10 protein-coding genes are annotated in these 25,450 nt (G+C 53.5%); 1 reads left to right on the forward strand and 9 read right to left on the reverse strand.

Annotated features, from left to right (window positions below):
- Positions 1-40: 40 nt before the first annotated feature.
- Positions 41-3,412 (reverse strand): SusC/RagA family TonB-linked outer membrane protein, encoded by a 3,372-nt coding sequence (locus tag M3089_RS07745; RefSeq protein WP_205109068.1) that lies wholly within the window; start codon positions 3,410-3,412, stop codon positions 41-43.
- Positions 3,413-3,455: 43 nt separating this feature from the next.
- The gene (locus M3089_RS07750; RefSeq protein WP_249083130.1) at positions 3,456-6,344 is read right to left on the reverse strand and encodes a fasciclin domain-containing protein; all 2,889 of its coding nucleotides are present in this window, start codon (positions 6,342-6,344) and stop codon (positions 3,456-3,458) included.
- 530 nt (positions 6,345-6,874) lie between these two features.
- Here M3089_RS07750 and M3089_RS07755 point away from each other — a divergent pair.
- Entirely contained in the window at positions 6,875-7,144 is a 270-nt protein-coding gene (locus M3089_RS07755; protein ID WP_249083131.1) for a hypothetical protein, read from the forward strand.
- 168 nt (positions 7,145-7,312) lie between these two features.
- On the opposite strand, the gene M3089_RS07760 is transcribed toward M3089_RS07755, so the two are convergent.
- The 7 genes from M3089_RS07760 to M3089_RS07790 form a co-directional block, all read right to left on the reverse strand.
- Positions 7,313-9,886, reverse strand: a complete 2,574-nt coding sequence (locus M3089_RS07760) for a hypothetical protein (RefSeq protein ID WP_249083133.1) — start codon at positions 9,884-9,886, stop codon at positions 7,313-7,315.
- A 1,674-nt stretch (positions 9,887-11,560) separates the two neighbouring features.
- Positions 11,561-12,133, reverse strand: coding sequence for a hypothetical protein (locus M3089_RS07765; protein ID WP_205109062.1), 573 nt, complete (start codon positions 12,131-12,133; stop codon positions 11,561-11,563).
- 71 nt (positions 12,134-12,204) lie between these two features.
- Positions 12,205-14,784 (reverse strand): hypothetical protein, encoded by a 2,580-nt coding sequence (locus tag M3089_RS07770; protein WP_249083135.1) that lies wholly within the window; start codon positions 14,782-14,784, stop codon positions 12,205-12,207.
- Positions 14,785-14,983: 199 nt separating this feature from the next.
- A complete protein-coding gene (locus tag M3089_RS07775) occupies positions 14,984-19,561 on the reverse strand; it encodes a rhamnogalacturonan lyase family protein (protein WP_249083137.1) in 4,578 nt (1,525 codons plus the stop codon).
- 505 nt (positions 19,562-20,066) lie between these two features.
- Positions 20,067-20,984: a Ppx/GppA phosphatase family protein gene (locus tag M3089_RS07780; protein WP_249083138.1), complete on the reverse strand. Its 918-nt coding sequence runs from the start codon at positions 20,982-20,984 to the stop codon at positions 20,067-20,069.
- Positions 20,985-20,986: 2 nt separating this feature from the next.
- A complete protein-coding gene (locus M3089_RS07785) occupies positions 20,987-23,059 on the reverse strand; it encodes an RNA degradosome polyphosphate kinase (RefSeq protein WP_249083139.1) in 2,073 nt (690 codons plus the stop codon).
- Between the two features lie 109 nt (positions 23,060-23,168).
- Positions 23,169-24,128, reverse strand: coding sequence for a transporter (locus tag M3089_RS07790; RefSeq protein ID WP_249083141.1), 960 nt, complete (start codon positions 24,126-24,128; stop codon positions 23,169-23,171).
- Between the last annotated feature and the right edge of the window lie 1,322 nt (positions 24,129-25,450).

Genomic DNA, 25,450 nt, shown 5'->3' on the forward strand with positions numbered 1-25,450 from the left:
ACAATATAACTCCAATTTATATGCGTTTACACATCGAGTTTTAGAAACCTATATTAATTCCAACGGTGAACGACTTGGCTCTCGGAGTCTTAGAGTCATCCTCAGCGTATCCCCAACCGTCGGCAGAATGCTCTGGGTCGGTGCCGCTATACTTGGTCCAGCAATACAGGTTGTTAGCAGAGAGGTATATCTTAAACTGGTTCAGGCCGAGCTTCTTGGTGAGTTTCGGCGGCATGTTGTAAGTGAGCTGCACATACTGGAAGCGCACGAACGAGCCATCCTCTACATATCGGTCAGAACCCAGGTAGTTGTAAGCCACCTTGTCGCCGTACATGGCGCGTGGTATCGGGGTTACGTCGCCATCCTTGCGCCAGCGGTAGTTTACACTTGCGCACTGGTTGTAAGCCGACGACATGTTCTCGAGGTTCATGCGTGCCGTGTTGACCACCTTGTTGCCGAAGCGATAGTTGAAGCTGGTACGCAGCGTGAACCTGTCGTAAGTGAAGGTAAAGCCGAAACCTCCGTTAACCTTAGGCAGCGAGTTGCCGAGGTAAACAACGTCGAGGCTGTTGATTTCACCATCGTGGTTGATGTCCTCGTAGATGGCGTCACCACCCTTGAACTCATAGTTCACGCCAGTGTAGTCGTATACCACATGCTTCGGGGTTCCGTCTTCCTGCATTAGCACCTTGCCGTCTTTGTCGAGGGCCACAGGAGCAGTCTTGCCCTTGGCCAGGAACTCGTTGTTAATCCAGTTCTCAAAGTCGGAAGACGTCCAGTTGTTCTCCCTCTGCTGGTTGAGCAGATAGTCGTAAGAATACTGGTAAACGCCCTTGTACCTATAGCCATAGACAGAGCCGAGCGGGTTGCCCACCTGTGCGCGGTTCATATACTTACCGTTCTCGTTAGACCACTCCGCATTGACAGAGTTGAGCACTTTCTCGTCCATCTCGGTAATCTCGTTGTAGTTCTGCGAAACGTTCACGTAAGCATCCATAGAGAACTTGCCCACCTTTACGATGTCGTTGAAGTTAACGTTGAGCTCCCATCCTTCGTTGGTCATGGCACCGACGTTGGCGTAGGCCAGCTTTGAATATCCACTGGTTGTCGGGATGGCCACGTCTTTCATCAGCAGGTCGGTAGTCTTCTTGTAGTAATACTCAAACTCAGCATCGATCTTGTCGTCGAACAATCCGAGGTTGAAACCGAGGTTGTAGCTGGTTGTTGTCTCCCACTTCAGGTCGTCGAGCTTAAGCTGTGTGATAGATGTGGTTGGCGTGCCGCCTTCGGGACCGTAGGCGCCTTCGGACGGCTTGTAGATTTCGTAGAAGAGCGACTCAGAACTTGGCGCATTACCCACCATACCCCAGCTTGGGCGGAAGGCGAGCATCGACACCACCTTGCGCAACGGCTCCATGAACGGCTCGTCGATGATGTTCCATCGTGCAGACACACTGGGGAAGTAAGCCCACTTGTTCTTCGGACCGAACTTAGAGTCGCCGTCGGCACGGATGGTGAGTCCGAGAGAGTAGCGGCTCTTGTAAGAAACGTGGCCGGTGTAGCTCCAGTTCTGCGAGCGCGACTTTCCGGTAGAGCTTGACGTAGGAGTCTTGCTGCCCTCGAGCAATTCGCCGCCGAGAGTAGGAATCTCGATTCCAGGAGGCAAGAGGCGCGCGGTCTCTTCGAGCTTGCTGCTGTTACCTGTCACCATCTGATAGCGGAAGCGCATCGTGGCCGTCCAGTCCTCATTCTTGAAATAAGGAGTGAAGACGAGGTCGTTGGTAAAGGTAAATGTCATTGAGTTGCTCTCGTAGTTGTAACCGCGGTTGTAGTCGGTGTCAGTGAGTGTGAGCTTTGCCAACTCGGCAGGATAGTAGCTCGGCTTGCTGTTTGCATAGATGTCGAAGTAAGCGCCACCGGTGTATGTAAGGCGGCTCTTGCCTTCCTCGATGCCCAGCAGCTCATACTTGAGCCTGAAGTCGGGGTTGATACGATATACGGTCTCCTGCGACTTGGCCAGGTTGGCGATGGCGATGGGGTTGCCGAGCTCCCTGATCTTGTCGAGCTCCGACGACGACGGGTTGCGGTTGGCGTCGCTGCGGTTCATGATGTAATACTCATCAGTGTCTGTTCCGTCAGCCCTCTGGCGATAGATGCTCATGTTAGGGGCAATCTTCTGGGCGATACCGAGCAGGTCGGTGTAGTTCTTGTCGTTGTCGGTATAAGAGAACGAGAAGTTGGTGATGAACGTTATGCGGTCGCTCACGAAATAGTCGAGAGCCATACGTGTGGTGAAACGGTTAAGCGTCTGCTTGATAATCGTACCGGTCTGATGGTCATAACCTGCAGAAATACGGAAGTTGGCCTTCTCGCCACCACCGGTGAGGTTAAGGCTGTAGCTGTGCATCTGTCCGAACTGAGTAACAGCGTCCACCCAGTCGGTGTTGTTGTTCCAGTTCTCATACAGCGGCCAAGACTGGTTGTAGTTGAGCTCGTTGACGTTGGTCGTAGCGTCCTGAGCCTGTGTCGGGTTGTAGAGAGCCTCCTTCATGAGCATGGTGTAGCTGTCACCGTCGAGCAGCTCGTAGCCCTTGGGCTGCCAGTTGCCTGTGAACTTATACGAGAAGTTAACCCTCGTCTTACCGCGGGCACCACGCTTTGTCTTGATCTCAATCACACCGTTGGCACCCTTTGAACCCCAGATGGCTGTAGAGGCAGCATCCTTCAGCACAGTGATGCTGGCAATATCCTCAACATTGACAGAGAGCAGCGACGCATAGTCTTCCTCGGTTGCATTCTCCGGGTCGAAGTCGGGGGCATCGTAAATCTGGTCGTCAACGACGATGAGCGGGTTTTTGTTACCATTGATAGAAGTCACACCACGCAGGCGCATCTGTGTGCCGGCACCAAGGTTACCCGACCCGGCAACGATGTCAAGACCGGCAATCTTACCCTGGAGAGCCTCGTCGGCACTGGTGAACGACAGACCTTCGACGTCGGCCATGTCCATGGTCTGCTGGGCCACAGACACCTCACGCTTGGGTATCGAGAGACCGCCCGAGCTGGTACGGCGGCGCGATGTCACGGTCACCTCCTTCACAGTAGTCTGCGACGAGCCCAACTTCAGGTTGAACACCGTCTTTGCACCAATAGGCACGGTGATTGGCTTGGCACCCACATACGAAACAGAAAGCTTGTTCTTGGTGTTCTTGACCACCATAGAGAAGTTACCGTTCACGTCGGTGACGGCAGCTGTAACGATACGGTTGTTGGCATCTCGCTCAACAACGTTAGCCATCATCACCGGGCCGAAGTCGTCAGAGACCTTTCCCGATATTCGCGTGCCCTGGGCAAACACAGTCTGCACGAGGGTCAGCAATATGGCTGTAACCAATAGTTTTATTCTTGGCATAACTTATTTTAGCTTTGTTTTTAATTTTACTTAACTTAGTCCATCATTGCAGGCCCTGGCTGAAATCTTCCGTTGAGTTGTAGCTCAGCGGCTGTGTGAGCTCATGCACGACAGCATACGACGAAGCGGTTACGTAGTTGCCTGCCTGGGTGCGGTTCTTGTTGAACTCCAGGTCGCGGGTCATCTCGTTGGTCATGAGGTTAGTGTTCGAGGGGTCTATCACCTTCTCGCCCACCACGTCTTTCACGTGAATCTTACCGGTGTTGTCGCCCCACACCGTCAGGTTCTGGCTGATGTGTGTGTTGTCGTCAACGAGGAATGTGGTGTAATCATTATGGGTTGAGCCGAGTGTCGTTGTGGCATACACCGAGTTTGAGTGGAAGTGGTAGCGAACGAAATCGCGAATGGCCTTGATCATCACCTTGACCTGGGCCTTTGCTTCCTCCTCGCCATCGGGTGTGGTTCCCTCTTCATTGTTATATTTGGAGAATATCTCGTAGATTGCGTCCCATGTGGGCAGTCCGTGGTTCACTGCATAGTCAACGGCGTCGTTGTTGGGAGCATAGAGAGTGTAGTTGTAGTTGCTGAAGAACTTCACGTTGTAGTCGATGCAACGCAGCTGCTGGTCTGACGAAGTGCTGGTCTCGCCCGGTATGAAGAACGTCTTATACTGGTCGGACTCGATGATGCCCGTGCCGCCTTCCTCTTTCTCGGTGGATATTCCGGCCCAAGCCATAATCTCGGTGTCGAATCCGTTGCAAAGGTCGAAGAACTTGCTGAAGCGCGGCGTTGTGCTCAAATAAGAATAAACGCTGCGGGTTGTTCCCTGTATGAGGTGGTCGATGGCATACGACTTTCCGTTGGTCTGGTTGAACACCTCGGTGATGGTCGGTGCAGGCAGGCCGTCGACGAGCTGTCCGCCGCCGAGCACGCGTCCGTTGCTCAGGTCGCCGCTGCCCTCAATCTTCACTCCGGCTCCGTTCTTTGTCAGGTAATAGCATCCGGGCTGCAGTGTCTCGTTCTCGCCGAGCACTATGGTGCTCTGCTGTATTATGTCTGAGAGCTGGGCCTTGATGATGGGCATGTTTGCGTCGTTGTTGGCTCCCTCGAAGTCGATGACGCCTATAGAGTCGCCCACCTGATGTGTCTCCACATTATACTTCCACCTCGATGCTGCAATACCGGCAGAACCGGCGGTAGAGCTCGACGAGCCGGAGCCTACATAATAATAATGTATCACTTCGGGGCCTGTAGAGCGGGTGAGCGAAGTCGGGTCGAGATAATAACAGTCGAAAGCCTCGTTGGTGGGCAAGAACAGACCGTAGTTCGACGATGTCGAAAGCAGGTAAGCATAGTAGTCGAGTCCGAGTCCGTATACATTATTATATGTAACGTTCTGGATTATCCAGTTCACCATGCTCATGTTTGTCTCGGCTCCGAAGAGTGCCGGGGCCGAAACCACCTCGTAAGCCTTGGGGCCGAACACCTTGTTCATGACATACACCACGCCGTTGTTGGCAATGCGCACATCGTAGCCACCGTCTGCCTTGGTCTTGAGGTCGCCAATGGTGATGCCCATCACGTCTTTTGCGTCGTCGACGATAGACGAGAACTTGCTGGGCACTGAAGCTGCAAACGAAGTGTTCATCATGTTTGAGATGAGCTTGGAGAGAATGCTCAGAGGCACGTCCTCCACATTTCTCATCACGTTCTCCTTGGTATTTGGCAGTTTGCCGTAAGTGGTAAGCAGTATGCTTCCTGCACCTTCGGTGAGGTATGTCGAAAGGGCCTCGTCGTCGGGCACGAACATCACGCCGAGGTCGGCCAGCTCGGTGGCTGTCGATCCAGTGAGCGAAGCCACGTAATACTCATTCCATCCCGGGTCGAATGTGAGCAGGTTGTCGTCGAGGAATACGCCTCCGCTCCTTGCGTCGCCGTTGAACTTGACGTTGCCCTGCGACATCTTGCTGAGATAGCGCACCTCATAGATAGAGTCGGGGTTGGGCACTCCGGTCATGTCCTGCACCTTCTCCTGCTCTGCATACCAGTCGTGGTAGTTGTTTGTCACCTGGCTGTTGTAGACAGGCATTGCAAAACGGTCGAGCATGTGGTTGAAGATTGACAGGTTCTTGTCGCGCTTGATGAGCTGCGCCATGTTGCCCGGAGGCGTAACCACATCCTCCACCTGGTGGATGTAACCGTTCTGGCAGGTGATGTCGCGCGATGTTATCCTGTTGCCAAACACATAGGCATCGTTGGAGTCTTCATAGCTACCGCCGGTGATGATTGAGAAGTCGCTACCGTCGCCCACGGTGGTGATGCTGTTCTTGAGCATGTAGTCGCGCGTGAAGTGAACGAGCATGGGCTTCGTTGCGTCGCTCACGAGCGAGATGCCGTTGGAGAAGCGTGTCCAGAATGGATTGCGCTCACCGTAAGCGTCGAGGGCCGACAGGAAGGGGTATGTGGTGACAGTGTCGATGGCATTGAGTGAAGTGGCATGCTTCACAGCATTTCCCGACACGATGCCGTCGTTGGAGCTAACGTTCGACAACATTTCAACCAGGATGGCATTGTCGAGCATCGACGAGTAGAGTAGCATTTTCTTCTGCGCCTGCGTCAGGTCTTCATAGCGGCTCACGCCCCAGTCGTTGCTCTGGAAGAAGCGTTCAAACGCCTCGTCGTTGGCGGGGAACACCGTCTTGCTACCGGTGCGGTTGAGTGTCTCGGCATAGCCGAGGTCGTCAACCAGACGGAGATAGTTTTTGAACGTACCCGTAAGGCCCTTTGACGGGTCCGGGTTGCTCAACTCCCCGTAGATGCTCTCGCCCAGCCACGACGGCTTGGATTTTTCATCCACAAGTTCGTTCTTATCCACACAGGAAGACAACATTCCCACGCAGACAAGCGAAAAACAAAAGATGAGTTTCTTCATACTGCTTTTTTGATTTATATTTATTTTGTAGTTATTGACCCCTAAATGTTAATAGGCAACACGAATCTGATTGTTTTATAGTTTGGGCAAAGTTACATATTTTTTAGGTAATAAAGAAAACAAAAGGAAAGAAAATTTAATGAGGAAACCCGTAAAGGGGGTATATGCTAAATATTTTAGCAATTAAAGGTGGTTAATGTCAATTATCTATGCCTTAAACCCATTCAAAACGGTTCAATGAAAATGTTAAAATGAACGATTGGCTGTATTTACCAAATACAAAAAACGGTCGATTTTATATGTTGAAATCGCATCAGACTGTTATCGCGAGGCCTGGAACATTTGGCATGAAACTACGCTTACATGCGAAAATATGGATTAAAATACGATAAACAGACATAAAAGATTACACTCTGTGAAGTCTGCGCGGCTACCGCGAAAACAAACGATGAGCAAGCGGCAGCTTCCGAAAACCGTGGGCAAACGAAATTAAATCCGGCAGGAAAAAGCATCGGGAAACGGACGCCGGAATGGCTATGGCAAACCATGCCAAACTGTACGACGACGGCGTGGCGATGGCGAAAAAGCCGGTGAAACCACCGGTTGAACGCTACGAAGGCAAGAATGTGGAAAAAACTGCACCAAAAGCCATAGGCCGACAGACAACAGCTGGCATGCAGCGGCACATCAAACTGGCATTCAGCGCGTTGCATTTCAGTGCCAACTACGCACAGAAGGCGTTTGGAAAACAATTTCCTGACAAAACAATGCTTGATGAACAGAAATATGAAACTCTGTGAAACAAAACAAAAACCGGGTAATTTAAAACAATGAAATATTACGACAAATCTCGTCAAAAGCCTGTCGTTGGCAGCTGCCCCGTAAGCACATACAGACAGATACGAACAACCAGACCAAAGAGCCTGAGGCCCCTTGGTACTGGTTGTTGATTATTATAGACGTCTAACTTACTTTACCACATACTTCTTGCCGTCGACAATGTAGATGCCTTTGGCCAGACCATCGAGTGAAGTTGCGTTAGAACGAACCTTCATACCGTTGAGGTTGTAAACGTCGAAGGTAGTGTCTACCACCTCTACGTCAGAGATGCCCTGCTCGTAATCTTCCTTCGTGCCATAGTAAATCAGCTGCGGCGAACCGAAGCAGATGATGTTTACGCTCTGGTTGGTACCATCCTCCTTAGGAATCTTCACAAGACCCACGCGGAGATAGTGGGGAGCAACAAGACCTTCTGATGTTTCAACATCATCAATCTCGGTCTGAACTACAAACCTGGCCCACTCGCCTATCTGCTGCTTCTTGGAGCCATCGCCCTTTGTGATTACATTCACAGAGTCGGCACCGGCAATCAGGTAAGTGTAAGTCTGGTTCTCACCGATTTCGCTCCATGCCGAACTGTGCACGGCACATGTTGCAGAGAATTCGTAAATACCTGTCTTCTTGATATATACATCCTTAACGATGTACTTGTTGTCGGTTGCTGTGACACCACGGTTGAACACCACGGCACGTCCTTTGTAAGTAGGCATGTCAACGTCGCTGGCCTTCCATACAGCAGTACCGGTGCCATTGTCTACCGACCATCCGTTGGTTCCGTCGGTGAAGTCGTCGTTCACGAGGTTGATGTATCCGGGTGTCTGATAAGAGGCATTTGCCAGATAGAAGTCACCTACAGCGTCGTTGAGCAACGAGTCGGTCTTGACGAGCTGGAGCGAATCGCGCTCTGACTGAGAATTGAGCGACTTATAATATTTGTCGGCTGTTGTGATGGCAGCCCTCAGCTCATCCTTTCCGTTGGGGCGGGTCTCGTCGCCGGTCAGCTTGTTGGCAGCTGCAATGTCGTCACCCAACTGTGTATATTCCTTATTGATAGCGTAATAGTCGCGGATGGCATCACGCATCAAAGGCATCTGGTCGTTGAGTTTGTCGATGTCTTCCTGCACGGCATTGGTGTACTGGTCGTAAATGCCTTGCGACACATTGATGGAATCCTGCAGCACGTCCTTACCCCAGATGTAGCGAGAGTCGGCGATAACGGTCTTGGCCGAATCAATCATTGTCTTAAGAGAGTTCTGTGCGTCGGCAAGATTGTTCTCAAGGAAGAAGCGCTCAACGTCTTCGTCGGTAACACCGAGTATGCGGATGTGCATGTTGTCGAAACGCACCTGGCCACCGCCACTCACGCGGTTGCGGTCGTTGCCGCTGGCAGCCTCGTTGGCGGCACGGTAGAAGCCGAGTGTCTGCTCACCGTCGTTGGCCACATCGAACACATGGAAATAAGTGTTTGATTTCCAAGTCGGCACATCAGCCATGTCGATAGAGTCGGCATTGATGAAATATTTCAGGCCGCTGCGCTGGTTGTACCAGTCAACGATATAGGTCTCCTTTGCAGCTGTATAATACTGATAGGCAGAGGCCTGCACCATATAGAGATACTTACCCTTGGGCAGGAAAGCCGACTGATACTGCGAACCGGCACCCAAACCGTAGCCACCGTTGATGTCGGCGAAGATGTGGCGTGTGGTGAAGTCTGACCACGGTGCGCTCACGCCCCAGCGGCCGCCGCTCTCTGTCCAACCGTCGGCAGCACCCTTGTTGGCGCTTTTCTCTGCGCAATCGTCGAATGTGAAATAATTAAAATATTTCGAAACGTCTGCAGAGATGGTGTTGAGGTACTCTTGAAGTGCCGAACCATCGCTTCCGAGAATCATGCTTACCATTCCGTTCACGTCGTCAACAGTGAGGTCGGGATTCTCCATCGAAGCCTTGAGGTCTTCAATCGGGCCGGCCAGGTAATCGGCAGCACCGGGGAAGTTGGTCTCGTCGGCAACAAAAGCCTCCAATGTATTGACGGCATCCTGCAGCAGACGGTCGTCGCCAACCTGCTCTACAGGATATACACCGAAATCGGCGAAGCAGTCGTACTGAATCAGGTTGAAGAACTCGAAGTTTACATACTCGTCGGCCTCAACGCGATAGTTGTAAGAAACAGTCATCCAGTTGCCGGCCTCGGTCTCTACGTATGCGGCCACACTCGAAGTGATGTTGTCGGCCTCGTTGGTGCTCAGGTAAGGCGACTTGCCAGAGTTGTTGAGGAACACGTCCTGATAGTTGTCGTTACGGCCGCTTGAGCGGGTGTTCGACGTACAGCCACCGGTCAGGGCCTTCACCTTGTATGTGAATACATAGTTACCGGGAGTAAGGCGCACGCTCTGGCGGAAGTTTGCGCTGTTGTGAAGGTTTGTGCCAAGCGTTCCGCCGCTCATAGACACCTGGAGGCAGTTCATGCCGTCGGGGCCTCCTGCCGGAACGACACTGAAAGTGTCGGTGGGCACAGCATTTCCTGTCAGGCCGGTCCAACCGTTCACGCCATCCGAGAAATCGCCATTGGTGAGCATGTTCTCACCAATAATCTTAAACTTACCATTAAAGGTGTAGACAGCATCCCCTTGCTGGTAAGCAAATGAAGGCGTAGCCAAGCCAGCTATGGCTGCCATCATCATAAGTAATCGTCTCTTCATAAATAACAATTAAATTAGTTGAAATACTTTGTTTAGTAATAGTTTTTTGATCTGACTTTGCAAAGATAGCTAAAAGAAAGCAAACCACAATGTTTCATCACTGTATTTTTAAAGCGCATAATTGATATTTAAGCTGTTTTAACTCTGTGGTCATTAAACCGTGCAAAATGAATAGCAACAAATCATAAAATGACGTCTGCACAGGCCGGTCTGTACACCAGCGGTGCGGCAATCGGGCTGGATATGCCTGCGCCGACGATGTCGCCACTGCTTATGGCAGAACCCGACCACAAGCATATATAATTATATAATAATGTGTAAGTAGGTGTTCAAAATTAATTTCCAACAGCTATAAATATAATAATGTGTAAAACGCTGTTTATTACCTCATGTCGGGGCCATCAGTCTCTGCGCCGACCCAACATTTGCAATACCCATGCCCTTTGCACACCTGGCCCGCCCCACCCTTTGCCTATGGGCGGGCATAGCCCCGACGCCATTTGAATGAGAAAAAATGTAGCTGAGCTTGATAACGACGCTGCCCGCCACAACAACGGCTCTCTGCCAAACGCCGTTTTTCACGTTTGCTTCATGCCCCTCAAACATTTCACCCAGATTTCAGGCTTCTTGACTTCATTATTTTACCGACGTTTACCGCCACAATTTCAACATTGACAGGCAATAATAGCAAACAACGCCAACCTGCAGCCGCAGGGCAAACCGTAATCGGCACATACCGAAAGTTGGGCGGGCCACACATGCGAAAAGCAACGGCAAAAATGCCGTTAGGCGGCGGTAAGCAACTGTTCAAAACTAACCGATACAATAGACCTTGCATGTGTCCACTATATATTTGCCTCCATCTTGTGTGATCTTGCGGGCCGCATGCCAAAGTCTCATCATTAGCGTAGCCCGCCACGCTCTCTTTTCGGACTTTGGCATGCATCTCCGAAAGAGCGCACAATTTGATGGCAACTGATTTTGAACACCTACTTAAAAGTTGGCAAAACGCCAATAAAACGCCCGGCATGCTTCGGGCAGCATTGCAAAACGCTGTGGTCCGACAAATGGGCCGTCCGGCCCACGCAACAATGCCATGGGGCGTTTTGACTGCCTACATAATGCCGGGGCTGAAGAAAAACGCCGGCTAAAAACCTACCCCTCGACCGGTGCTGTGCAATACGTGACGTTCGGCATTGCAAAACGGCCCGTTCGGCACTGCAAAACAGCCCGTCCGGCAATGCAAAACAGCCCGTCCGGCAAAGCAAAACGGGCCATACCGGCCGGCAGCCGGTCAAGGCCGCACGCAGCGGCGCAGCCCCATGCCGACACCACACCCACGGCAGGGCCATCTCTCACCCCCCCTACCGGGCTGTTCATCACAAAAAACACGCATAAAAATGTAGCGCATAATGACTTCCTGTTTTACCGCATTTATGGCGGCACACGCCGGTTAAAAGGGTGAGGAAAGAGCCTCGGCGGAGAACACAGGCGCTTGACAAGCAGGGCATCGACACCAAAACAAGAATCATGCGGCAGGATTGCCGGTTTGAGGGTGCAATAATTTGGCAAAACCGCGGCGGCAATACAGCAGAAAAAGCAAGGGGCTGCGAGGCGAAAAGCAACAAAAAAGGGCGAAAAGGCTGTTGCCCTTTCGCCCAAGATATAATGATATCAATCAAACCATCTAACAGAATCATAAACAATAACCATATTCTTACGCAATGTTGTAATATAACAACATACAAATGTATCACATGCTTTTGAAAAATACTCTTCATCACCATCGTGGGCTCTTAGATCTGCATTAGTATATTCCTCCTCACTTGCCCAAATGGCAATTTTTTCTCCAATCGGTATTGGTCTACACACATACATTGACAAAGTATAATCATAAGTATAAACGGAAGGCCATAAACCCCTATCATCGAAATAAAGATTAGTCAATGGGGTAATTAAATCGATATATGAATAATCTGCCAAAATTACTGCCGTATGACCATCTAAATAAAAAGGAAAAGGCCCCCTATCTCCTACAACAACACCTCCGTTATTATTTGCACTAGTAACGATAAATGTTTTATATTTATCCCCGTAAATATCGAAATCAACAAAATACGGTAAATTACCTCCTCGTGTTTCCCCATTAATACATTTATCATCATCTACACTTAACAAAGCATCTGTATCTGAATCACACGAAAACAATGCAAAAAGTATGCATAAAAAGATAAAATATTGTCTCATAAACAAGTCAATTAAAAGTGTGCCAAAAGCGTTTAAGCTTTTGGCACTAAATTAATATTAGATATAATGAATTATTTCACAACATACTTCTTGCCGTTGACAATATAGATGCCCTTGGCAAGGCCGTCGAGAGAGTTGACGTTAGAGCGCACCTTCATGCCATTGAGGTTGTAAACATCAAACGTGGTGTCGACCACCTCCACATCGGTAACGCCGGTCTCATAGTCCTCGATAGAACCGTAGTAGAGCAGCTTGGTGTTGGCAATGTAAATCATGTTGACAACAGCGTTGGTTCCATCGGGCAACGGACGCTTCTCAAGACCCACGCGGATGTAGCCGGCCACGGGCACCTGCTCGGTGTCGTTGATGTCGGTAACCTTGCTTACCACGCTGAAGTCGTCGAACGAACCAACAACCTGGGCAGTGGGCTCACCCGGTCCGAGAGTGCAAACCTCGATGGAGTCTTTGTTGGCATAGAGGTAAGTGCTGGTCACCTGGCCCTCGATTGAGCTCCACTGTGAGTTATGCACGGCCAGAGTGGCGAAGAACTCGTAGACTCCGGGCTGCTCAACCTTTACGTCCTGATATGCATACTTGTTGTCGTATGCCGTGTTGCCGCGGTTGAAGTACATGGTGCGGCCCACGCCGTCGATGGTGCCAAACTTCCAAGAAGCAGTGCCGCCTATGGCATCGATAGACCATCCGGTTGAGTTGTCGGCAAAGTCGGCGTTCACCAGGTTCATCACAGCAGGTGCCTCCCACGATGCGTTGGCAACATAGAATGTCTGCACAGCGGCATTGAGCGTAGAGTCGGTCTTGACAAGAGTGAGCGAGTCGCGCACCGACGACGCGTTGAGCGGAGTGTAATAGTCTTCGGCCGTCTTGATGGCAGCATTGAGTGCATCCTTGCCGGCAGGGCGTTTTGCGTCGGCAGCCACTTCCTTGGCAGCCTCAATGTCCTCGCCCAGCTGCACATATTCCTTGTTTACAGCATAGTAAGCGCGGATGGCGTCGCGCATGATAGGCATCTGTGCGTCGAGCTTGTCGATGTCTTCCTGCGTAGGATTGGTGCATGTTGCATACACATTGTCAGACTCGTCGATCACAGCCTGCAGCTCGTCCTTGCCCCAGATGTACTTTGTAAGCGCAACAACGTTCTTGGCCGAGTCGACCATCACCTTGAGCGCGTTCTGCGAGTTGGCCAGTGTCTCCTTCAGGAAGTAAGCCTCAACATCCTCGTTGGTAACGCCGAGTATGCGTATGTGCATGTTGTCGAAGCGCACAATGCCCGAACCGCTCACCTTGTTGCGGTCGTTGCCCGTAAAGGCACTCTGGGCGTCGCGATAGAATCCGATGGTCTGGTCGCCGTCTTCAGCCACGTCGAACACCTTGTAATAAATGTTAGACATGTATGTGGGCACGTCTTTCATTTCTGCAGAGTCGCCATTTATAAAGAAGCCCATGCCCGAAACATTGTTATAGTAGTCGGGTATGTAGAAGTTGGATTTCTTGCCCGAGCCGTCGCCGTAATACCTTGTACCCGAGCCCTTTACCATATACAGGTACTTGCCTTTGGGGAGTGCGGCAGTCTGATACTGGCTACCGGCAGCCATGGCCACGTTGGCCGGGCTCTCGGCAAAGATGTGGCGTGTGGTCATGTCAGACCACGGAGCCCTCACGCCCCAGCGTCCGCCGGTCTCCGACCATCCCTCGGCAGCGCCCTTGTTGGCGCCCTTCTCGGTGCAGTCGTCAAACGTGAAGTAATCGAAATATGAAGACACGTCGGCAGAAATGGCGTTGAGATACTCGCTCAGGGCCGACTCGCTGCCCATGATCATATCAACCATGCCGTTGAGCTCGTCAACCGAGATGTCGGGATTCTCGGCAGCAGACCTCAGCTCGGCCAACGGCTCCGACAGGTAATCGGCTGCATCGGGGAATGTCTCGGTGTCGTCGATGATGCTTTGCAGTGTGTTTGCTGCGCTGGTGGCAATGCGGTCGTCGCCCACTTGCGTAGCTGAATAAACGCCGAAGTCGGCAAAGCTGTCAAACTGGATGAGGTTGAAGAACTCAAAGTTGAGGTAGATGTCTGTCTCGGCGCGGTAGGCATAGTTGATGGTCATCCACTCGCCGCCCTTGGTGTCAATCCACTCGGCCACGCTTCCCTGCGACTTGTTGTCTTCTGTCTCGGTGGGATACGGGCTCAATCCGTTGCCGTTGACGAACACATCCTGGTAGTTGTCGTTGCGGCCCGACCAGCGTGCGGTAGACGTAACGCCACCGGTGTTGGCCTTGACCTTGTAAGAAATCACATAGGTATTGCCGCCGGCAAGGCGCACGCTCTGGCGGAAGTTGGCACTGCCGTCGAGAGTATTGCCCATCGTACCGCCACTAATCATGACCTGAAGGCACGGTTTGCCATCGGGCCCGCCGTTTGGCACAACGTTGAACGTGTCGGTAGGAATGGCCCTGCCGGTCAGGCCGGTCCAGCCGGTCGTACCGTTTGAGAAATCGCCATTGACCACGATGTTCTCACCCACAATCTTGTACTTGCCTGAATGGGTATAAACTGCGTCGCCGATGTTATAAGCATAAGCCGACCCAGCTACGCCCATGAAGGCAGCCGCCATCATTAGTAATTGCTTCTTCATAAATAATTAAGTTGGTTATTAATAAGTTTCGTTTTTAGCCTTTGGTCATATCTTTCGGCGACAAAGATAGGTAAAAACAGCCAAACATTATCCTTTATACACTAATTCTTTGTGGATAATCGCCCAAAATTAATTAGTTTTAACTAAAATGAGCGTAAAACGGACACCAAACTCCGTTTTACGCTCAATATAATCAGATTCAGTCGATTACGACTTTCACCGTAGAAGCCGAATCGGCTCCGCTGATGCGGATGATGTATGTGCCCGATGCACCGATGGCGCTCTTGGCACGCTCTACGGCTGTTGCACCTGTGGCCTCAAACTGTCCGACAAGCACTCCACTGAGAGTGAACACGCGGCAAACGACAGCTTCGTCGGCGGCCGGCTTCGACGAGATGCCTGCCGAAGAGATGACGCGCAGTTTGCCTTCGGCCGCAAGCAGGCCGGTGCTGTCCCAGTCGAGCCACTCGGGCAGCTCGGGCAGTTCTACCGTAGGTGTTCCGCTGAAGCTGCCGGCCGTCCAGAGCACTATCTCATCGCCCTCCTCGGGAGAGTAGTTGTCGCTGAGAGTAATGCGGATGGTTCCGTCGGCCTTGAATGCTCCGCCCACTTTGAGGAAAGACCTCGAGCTCGTGGTGTTCGAAGCGTTCTTGATGTTGAGGCTGACCACAGAGCCGGCATTGGCCGTTAGGTTGCCCTCGGCGGCAACGAAGCCCGACACATCGGCTGTGGTGGTGCGGCCCGGGGCAAGCTCTGCGCCCGAGTTGAGCACAATGTTTTTCACCGTGCCGGTGCCCTTGATCGACGTGCCGCTGTTCATCGTTATCGTGCCAGACATGATGCACGTTGTAGAATTGTATGTGTCAAGATACAGCCCGCCGCCATTCACCGTTACCGAACCGATGTTGTCTTGCGGGGAAGAGGTGTATACTGACCATGTGCCGTCGCCGGTCTTCACTACCGACGAGCCATCGAACTGGCCACGGAACTTGATGTCGTCGCCCTGGCCGCCAATGGTGTACGTGCCGCCTCCGGCCAGTACGCCCGAGCCCGTGACGTTGGCAATGCTCACAGCGTGGCCCCTGTTGTTGAATGTCACGCCCGAATTGAGCTGCAGTGTGGCCTTAGGCAGACCGTAGGTGTTGTCGAAGTCGAACGACGGGTCGTAGGTGGCGCGCTTCGACAAGCCCGGCACGAGCGTTCCCTCAAACTCGCTCCAGTCGCCCTGGAAGTAGTTGCGGACGCCTGCCGCGTTGACGTTGAACGTTCCGGCACCTGTCAGTTTGCCGCGGTAGTTGCAACGCGGGTCGGCATAGAACGTGCCGGTTGCGCCCTCGGGCACCTCAAACGCAGCATAGTTGGTGGTGTAAGAGCCTTCGCCGTTGGGGTCGTAAAGCGTTCCACCGCGGAACTCTACGACAGGCGGCAGCTGTGTCTGGTCGCCGCTCTCAACGGCATTGACCACTCCGGCAACGATGACGAGGCGGCCCACCTGGTTGGAAGAGCCGAGCGTGAGCGTTCCGGTACCGTCTTTGCTGAGCACAGCCGACGCCCCTGTGCCGCCAATGCCGCGCTCCATGGTGAGCGACGACGACGGCTTGACGTCGATGACTGCACCGCCCTCGCCTACGAAAATCTCCTGGCCCGAGGTCACTGAGCCCGACACACCGAGTATGCCGTTGCCTGTGATGGTGACCTTCTTGTCGAGTCCGCCAAGCGAACCAAACTCCTGGCCGACGTTGTTGGCAAGCGACGTTACCACGAGCTCGCCACCGCTGATGGTGGTATTGCCGGTGTGGTTGACATTGTTTATTGTGACGCTGCCTGTGCCGCGCTTCTCGACTGTGGGCTCTCCGACGATGCTGTCGCCGGATATTGTGAAGTCTTTCTCGGAGTTGTCGAATACTATGCTCTTGGGAGCGACGTTGCCACTGACGGTAATGTCGGTGACAGAGGCAATGTCGTTGAACGTGACGATGTCGCCCTGGACAAACGAACGCAAGTCTTCAGAACCGTCGACGGCAAAGTTCGGGGTCTTGTCAAGGTCCCAATCGCCACCTTCGGCGCCTGTCCATGTAACGTTGCCCGGCACGTAGTTCTCTATGGAGATATACAGCTTGCCGTCTTCGTAGGTCAAGGTCTTGCGCTGGCTGTTGAGCCCTTCGATGACAAGGTCGTTGATGTCGCCTTCTATCTTGCCAAACTCACCAATCAGATACTTGCCCTCGGCAATCCTGTCCTCGCCCGAAGCAGGATGGCAAACAAACTCCATCACCGGGGTGAGATACTGCGGACCGTTCTTCCAGTCCTTCTTCCCTATGGTGAGGACATTGGCCTTTATCTGGTCGGAAGAGATGCCGTCGCTGAACAAGTCGATAAGCATCCGCGAACCGAAGTTGAGTATGAGCGAGTCGGTCTCGATGGTTCCCTGCTTGCCTTCGCCTCCTGGCAGCAGCCTGGCGTTGTACTCTGCCTGTATGCCCTTCATGAACTTGCCGCCATCAGAGATGAGCGTTGTGTGGCGGTTGAGCCAGACGCGGCTTGACTGCATGGTTCCGTCGAAGCTGAGCGTACCGCCCCATACGTCGGTGTTGCCCGTATATGTCTCGGTGACCTTGGGCAGCACAAGCACTCCGCTGCCCTGCTTGACAAGGCGCATTGAGCCTGTAAACGCCCCGCCCGTGAGCGTGTGGGTGTATGTCTCGGTAGTGATGTTGTTGTTGTCGTCATGGCCTTGCGTCCATATCGGCGCATTGTCGGTAAAGATGTAAGGCTGTGCACCGTCGGCAACGCTGACAGTCATGTCGTTGGTCTCGCACATGATGATGTGCTTGTCGTTGCTACCGGCATCTATCGACGAACCGTTTGCAATCTCGTCACGCCCCGTCATGGAAAGAGCCGGCGGCGCCATCGTGATGCCTTCCATCTCGCCAAGATAGTAGCTTGCATGCGGAGTCTGGTTGTATCCGCACATCTGCCATACCATGGCCTGGCGGTACTGGTGGTCATGCCAGAGCGAGTAGTTGCGCCACTTCGTGGGGAAGTCGGTTGTGTAGATGCGTATGTTGTTGTTGGCTGTGCGCATGATGACCTCCTCGCGCCAGTCGCCCAGCACATCGCCCTGATAGCAAGGCGTTCCCTTGGTGTCGTTGTTGGTCATGCTGCCGGCCAGCACCGCTATCTCGCCTTCGCGCGCCTTGACGATGTGTCCCTCGGTGTTCTTGCCGTTGCGATAGTCGAACGACTCTTCGCAAAGGTCGCCATCCCAATATATCCTGAAGTTCTGTGTAATGTTGAACGAACTCTTCGAATATCCGTCGACGCCGGCATGGGCCGCAGCGCCAACGAGATTGTCGTCGCGCGACGACACTCCCTGGGCACCGGGTATGTCGTCTACAAACTTGCCCATGTTGGCACGGCCGTCGTCGCGGCTGCCCACAGAGCGGTAATATATCTTCGATGTGGTTGCGTCGCGGAAGTTATTGTTAGGCTGCGACTCGTTGCAGGCAAAGATTTCCTGCCCGAAGCTGTATGGGTCGAAGTCGCTGCAGTGCTGCGAGTCGCCGTGTCCGAGGCCGCTCGACGAGAGGCCCTTGCCGTTGTCATCAATCACCATGGAGCCGAACACAATCTCATCGCGCCCGTCCCAGTCGACGTCTGAGATGCAATAGTTATGGTAACCCTGCCCGTACCACATCGATCCCGGCGTGTTGCAGTTCCAGTGCCAACGCTCTTCGAGCTGGTGGGTAGCGGGGTTAACATCGTATGCAATCATCTTGTGGCGTGTGTATATGCCACGTGCGATGAAGATGCTGGGCTTGCGACCGTCGAGCACGGGAGCGCCAAAGAAATGCTTTGTGGAACGGTGGCCGTAGCCGTCGCCCCAAGCAGCGTTTAGGTCGGTCTCGCCATCTTCAAGCCTTTTCAGCGGATACTCCATTATCTGGTAAGGCTCTCCGGTCTCGCCATTGAGGTAGAGCAGGAACTCCTGGCCCTCGTGCACAAAGAACTCAGCCCCTCCCGTATGCCCGTCTGCCGGGCGGTAGTCGGCATTCATGTCGCCAATCTCAACCGTTGTGCCGTCGGCCTTGTGTACGACAGTGCCGTCGGAAGCACGCAACACAGCCTCGGCCTTGCCGTCGCCATCCCAGTCGTAAGCAACGATATTGTTCTCGTTGTTCTGGAAATCGGCCATGTTCGGTCCAAGGTCAATCCACCACAACCGCTTTCCGTTGAGCTTATATACCTCGATGATGGCATACTCTCCGTTGTTTCCTCCTTTCTTCCAACGCCCGGCAATGTCTTCCTGGTTGTCAAACTTCAATAGAATCTCAAGCTCGCCGTCGCCGTCAACGTCGGCCATGCAAGCGTCGTTGGGTATGTACGTGCTCTTGAGGTTGCCGTGATCCATCTGCACTTCAAGGTAATTGTTGGCCCATGGCGTCACGGCGTCCGACATCTGCTGCGGTACGCCGCGTACAACCGCCTGCACCTGATAGCTGCTTGATGTAGATCCGCTTTTGTCCAAGTAGTTTGAAACATTGAGAGGCTCGCTGTTCAGCTTGGTGCCGTCGCGGTAGATGTTGTACTTAACATCATAATATTCCTCGGCAGGCATACGCCAGCTGCAGAAGATGCCCCCCTCCTTGTTTAGCTTGGAGTCTGCCTTTACCTGGACAGCCACCAAGCCTCGGTCGAGCACGTCGGTCGCACGCTGCGCCGAGGCAGTGCCCGATAACATTCCCAACACAAACAGAGGTAGAAATCTTTTCTTCATGTTACTATTGTTTGTAGTTATTGATATATAATGAATATATGTAAAATTAGCAATAGAGTCACAGACGCAAGTTATCCAGATAACACGTTTGTCAATGCAAAAGTAGTATAAAAAAGGATTATACACGCAAATAATTAACACAAAAAACGTAAAAAAGGAGAAAAACGGACGGTCGGGCTACAGCCCAACCTCTAAAAAACAACCATATTGCATGGCTTAGCCACTACATTAATGCAACCTTGCCAAACAATAAAGTGCAGCCTCAAGGCACAGCTGAGGCAATCTGCCCATGGGCCATAACACCTACTGCCACGGTATGGCAACTTATGGAAAAGTGACAGAAAAAGACAGGTGAATGCCCCGGGATTACAACGTCTACGCCCCCTAACAGCCGGGCACGCAGTGGCTGGATGGCACAATAGTGAAGCCACCGCACAAACACAAAGCCGGAGGCAGCGGTCTGCGGCCCGTGCCTCCGGCAACAATTCCTACCTAAAAGCCGCCCTCATGCCTTGATGGGCGAGTCTTTCAGTTTCTTGTAAAGCCCGTCGATGATGCAATCGGCCAGCGATATGTTGGGCACATGTATCTGCTGGCACCCCAGCGCGTCGGCCACGGTGAGAAACAGCTCTGCCGCCGGTATTATCACGTCGGCCCTGTCGGGCTTGAGCGAATAGCGGTCGATGCGCTCGCGGTAAGTCATTCCCTTCATCTCGTCGTACACCTTGCGCAATCCGTCAACCGGCAGCGTGTCCTTCGACTTCTTGCCCTTGCCGCTGTCGTACAGCCTGCACAGCTTGTTGATGTTGCCCCCGGAGCCTATGATGGAGATGTCTTTATAGTCGGCGGCATATGCAGCCAGCTCTTCTTTCATCTTCTCCACCTCGCCCTCTTCTACGGCCCCGCCGAGGATGCGCAGCGTGCCGAGGTTGTAAGAGCAGCTGCCCACGATGCGCCCGTCGCTAATCATCGAAATCTCGGTGCTGCCTCCGCCCACATCCATATAGGCATAATTGCCCTTGCGCGCATATCCGCTTTCTACAGAATTGTCGCAAAGCAGGCGTGCCTCCTCGCTTCCGGGGATAATCTCGATGTTGATGCCTGTCTCCTTGCGTATCTTTTTCAGAATCTTCTGACCGTTGACAGCGTCGCGCATTGCCGACGTGGCACATGCCCTGTACTCCACCACCCGGTATAGCTTCATGAGCTGCTTGTAGCTTTTTATCATGCACATCATCATGCGCTCGCGCTCGGGAGATATCTCACCGATGGTAAACACATCCTTGCCCAGCCGCAACGGTATACGGAGGAACAGCACCTTGTTGAACTCATAGTTGCCCCCTGCGTCCTCAATCACGTTCTTGATGAGCAGGCGCGCCCCGTTAGACCCAATGTCGATGGCTGCGAAATTGCTGTTTTCCATAATCAGTTCCTTATGTTGTTGTATTCTTGAGATTCCTTGAGATAGTCGACATACAGGTGCTCCTGCGAGCGGAAGGGCTCGCCCTGCTGCATTTCGTTCTTGCCGAAACCGTCGACAATGCGCCCGTTGGTGGTATCGCGCAAGCCGTAATCCACAGTCCGCGCCAGGTCGCGCTGCAAGTCCTCGTCGTAGACCGGTGTAAGCACCTCGACACGGTTGACGAGGTTGCGCGGCATCCAGTCGGCGCTGCCCATGTAATACCGTGGCGTCCCGCCATTGGCAAAAATCAGTATCCGCGAGTGTTCGAGGTAGCGGTCGATGATGCCCACCACGTGCATGTTGTCGACATTCGACGGCATGAGAGAACAGTTGCCGCGCAAAACGATGTCAATCTTCACCCCGGCCGCTGCGGCGTCGTAGAGCCGCTCCACCACATCCTCGTCGGTGATGTGGTTTATCTTCATGCGTATCCAGGCATCGATGCCGGCCTTCGCGTTTTTTATCTCGTTGTCAATGAGCCTCAGTATGCGCGGTTTCATGTCGTTTGGCGACACGAGGAGCTCTCGGAACCTGACGGGCTTGAATGGCTTGCGGATGAACTCGAACACCTTTTTCACCTCACGCACAAGCGTGGGCCTGGCCGTCATGACCATATAGTCGGTATATATCTTGGCGTTGCCCTCGTGGAAGTTGCCCGTGCCGATGCACGCAATGTCGCCGCCCTTGCAATTTATGTAAACGAGCTTGGAGTGAACCTTGAGCCCTTCGACGCCGAACACCACCTCGATGCCGGCTTCCTGCATGCGCTTGCTCCACTTGATGTTGCTCTCCTCGTCGAAACGGGCCAGCAACTCGATGACCACGGTGACCTTCTTGCCGTTGCGCGCCGCACAGATGAGGGTGTTGACAACCTTCGAATCCTTGGCCAGTCGGTAAAGCGTGGCCTGTATCTCGCGCACGTCGGGGTTGAGCGCAGCCTCGCGCAGCAGTCGTATGAAACTGTTGAACGAATGGTATGGCACGTGCAAGAAGCGGTCTTTGCCCCTTATGGTGTCAAGAATGCAGTCTTCGGTCTCCAGCTCGGGCTTGACAATGGGCGTCCACGACGGATAGCGCAACTCCGACTTGCCGCAATCGGGAAAGCCCATCAGGTCTTTGTGGTTCTGATATCTGCCGCCGCTTACGATGGTGTCCAGCTGGTCGACGTTCAGTTTCGACATTATCTTCCGCAACAAGTCCTTGGGCATGCGCTCGTCATAGATAACGCGTATGGGCTCGCCGCGCTTGCGGCTCTTGACGCCCTTGGCCACCTTCTGCACCACGCCGTAGCTCAGGTCGTTGTCGATGTCCATCTCGGCATCCTTGGTAAACTTGAAGGAATAGGCCTCGTAGGTGCACTTACCGGCGCCGATGAATATCAGCGGCAGGCAGAACCGCACCACGTCGTCTATGTACATGATGTTGGCAAAGCCGTCGCTGGGCGGCAATACCACAAAGCGCCCCACCTCGCGGTCGGGAACCTTGATGAGGGCATGGGTGATCGTGGGGTTCTTCTTGTCGGCCTGCCAGCGCGAACGCTTCACGGCCAGGTATATGCTGTCGTCGTCGGTGTCGCCTATCTCCTTGATTTCGTTAAGCCACACGGGGTTTGTCGACCCGTTGAGCTTGTCAAGATAGAGCCGCCTGATGTATGTCTTCTGCTCTTCGTTGAGGTCGGTCTCATGAAGCAAGCGTATGCCGTGCTTGGCCAGGTCGTCGGTAACCACGCCCACGGTGTGCTCAAACTCCTTGTTGTATGCGGCGTTGAGGCGGTTTATTTCCTTTATCGTGGCCTTGGCCCTCACCCTGTCGGCCTTGGGTATTTTCTCCTTCGACTCGGCAATGCGGCTGAGCGATGCCACACGGACGCGGAAAAACTCGTCGAGGTTGTTTGAGTATATGCCGAGAAACGACATTCGCTCAAGCACCGGTACATTCTGTTTCTCTGCCTCCTGCAGTATTCTGCGGTTAAAGTACATCCAACTGAGGTCGCGTTCAACATAGCGACAGTCTTTGCGGCTCTTCTTGCTCTCCATATCTAAAATATATTTATCTCGTGCAAAATTATTTAACCTGTGCTACATTTCTGTTTCAGCGGCGTGAAAAATACATTACACCTCGCCCACAGCACGCCTCGCCACGGGCTCACCACTTCACCCGGCCATACTTTTCCTTATACCATATCTGCCAGGCGTTGACAAGGTTCTGCCATATCACGTAGGCACCGGGCGCCAACGCCGACAGCGGGTCGAGAAACGTGAGCGCTATCCATATTCCCACCACGGTGTTCTTCTGGCCGAGCGCCTGGCCAGCGCTCACACTGTCGCCATAGGCATGGCCCACGGCCTTGCCCATGGCAAAGAGGGCCAGGGTGACCAACAGCGGGAGCGCGAGCAGCATGACAAGCGTTGAGCCCGACACCGTGGCATGCAGGATGTTGCGCACGGTGACGCCCGTGACGATGGCCAGGTTGACGCACCAGATATAGAATGCGAGGTTGCGCACGCCGGCAATGGCCGACGTGATGCGGGGCACCAACCTGCGGCACAACAGCGCCAGCGCCAACGGTACGACCAGCACAAAGGCCACATTGCGCAGCACCATGAGCATGGCCGTGAAAAACGACACGTCGACACCGCGCTCGATGAGCGGCAGGAGCAGCGGAACGACAACAGACGTGACAACATTGTCGATGATGGTATATATGGTCATCGAGGCTATGCTGCCGCCAAGTTTCTCGGTGACAACGGCCGCGGCGGCCGCCGTAGGGCAGGCCACGCACACGAAAACCCCAACGAGTACAAGCCTGACGCCCGGCACTCCGGCGCACACTATGCCGGCCACAAGGGCCAACGACAGCACGATGCGCAACAGCTGCAGCCAGAAGTGCCACGGCCGCGGGCGCAGGTCGCGCACGTCGATCTTGCAAAATGTGACGAACAGAAGCACGAAGAGCAACACCGGCAGCGCGCCAACCAACAGCGGCTCGGCATCGGCTCCTATCGGCTCCAGAAAGGAAACGCGGGAAAAGAGCAGATAAATGAGGGTGCCTGCCAACAGAGACACCACCAGCGACCAACGTTTGATGAATGACAAAACGTTCATAACGATAATATTAATATATAAATGTACGCGCGGACAAACCGCTGCGACCTGAAGCGAGCCGCCATGGGCCGAAAGGCGGAGAAGGCGGAGGCTCTTGCACCGTGGCGCCCTGCGGCAACGCCGGCATGAAGCCATGGCCGCATTGCCACGCCTGACGGCCAATGGCGGTGACACCAAACAGACACCCTATCAAACCCAATTGCGCCACCACGACGGCGGCCATGAGCCCGCTGCCCTACAGCGCCGACTCACAGACGGCGGCAACATGCCACTACAGGCAGCCGTTCCGAATATATGCATCGGACATCTATTGTGATGCAAATATAACCTTTCTATCGCAAACCCGCAACAAAACGGATGCTTTTTTTGGTGTTTTCCATTCATTTGTCAATCCGCCCACGACATGCGGCACACATGGCGCCACCATGACATGCCGGGACCGGCGGGCACGGCCGACGCCAAAGCCAACCGTCGTCGGCATGCCACCAAAGGCCAACGAAAACGCAGGCATACGGCAAGGCCTGCCGTCAGGAGTTGCAAAACGGGCCGTTCCGCCTTGCAAAACGGCCCATGCAGCACTGCCAAACGGCACATATCGCAAGGCGGAACGGCCCGTTTTGCAACGGCAGGGCTGCCAGCCACGCAACCCGCTGCAGGCCAGGCTGTTTGCCGAAGCAGGCCCCTGAGCGCCAAGACCGCACGCCAACCCGGCTGCGGAAGCAAAGCGCCCAAGGCCGAGGCCACCCACAGCAGGCCACAATACAAAACAAAGGGTGCCGCGCCTCACGACGCAACACCCTCAAAAAATCCGAATCTATTTATATCATATCGCAATATCACTGTAATTGCCTACTTCAAGATGCGATGGGCCGCGAGCCGCATCGCAACGAGGCGACAGCTGCGGCAACACAACGCTCCGTATGGAATGCGCCCGGCCATGGACGCTGCCACGCATGCAAAGATAAATATCACATTACAATTATTGCGAGTTTAGATGCTCGAATTTCGCTGCATATCGCATATAAACCACATAATCCACAAAACAGAACCATCATTCTGCCCGACAAAGGGCTTAAATCACAACAGCAGGCCCGGGCAACCGGTGTTTCAGCCGAATTGCCGAGCCGTAGACATGCCGCCCTTGGCAATCGGGCCGCAGGCCGAGGCCGCACAGAGCGGCAGGCAAAATGGCGCAAGACGGGCAAGGCAATTGGCAAGCATGGCGCGCATTTCCAAACAACGGCAGGGCGGCACGACGGCCCGCCGATTGCAAAAGCAACTGGCATGCTGCCACGCGCAAGCACTACAATTGCCAGATATGC

Origin of the sequence: Marseilla massiliensis (genome assembly GCF_023336985.1) — a bacterium.
Classification (GTDB): domain Bacteria; phylum Bacteroidota; class Bacteroidia; order Bacteroidales; family Bacteroidaceae; genus Prevotella; species Prevotella intestinigallinarum.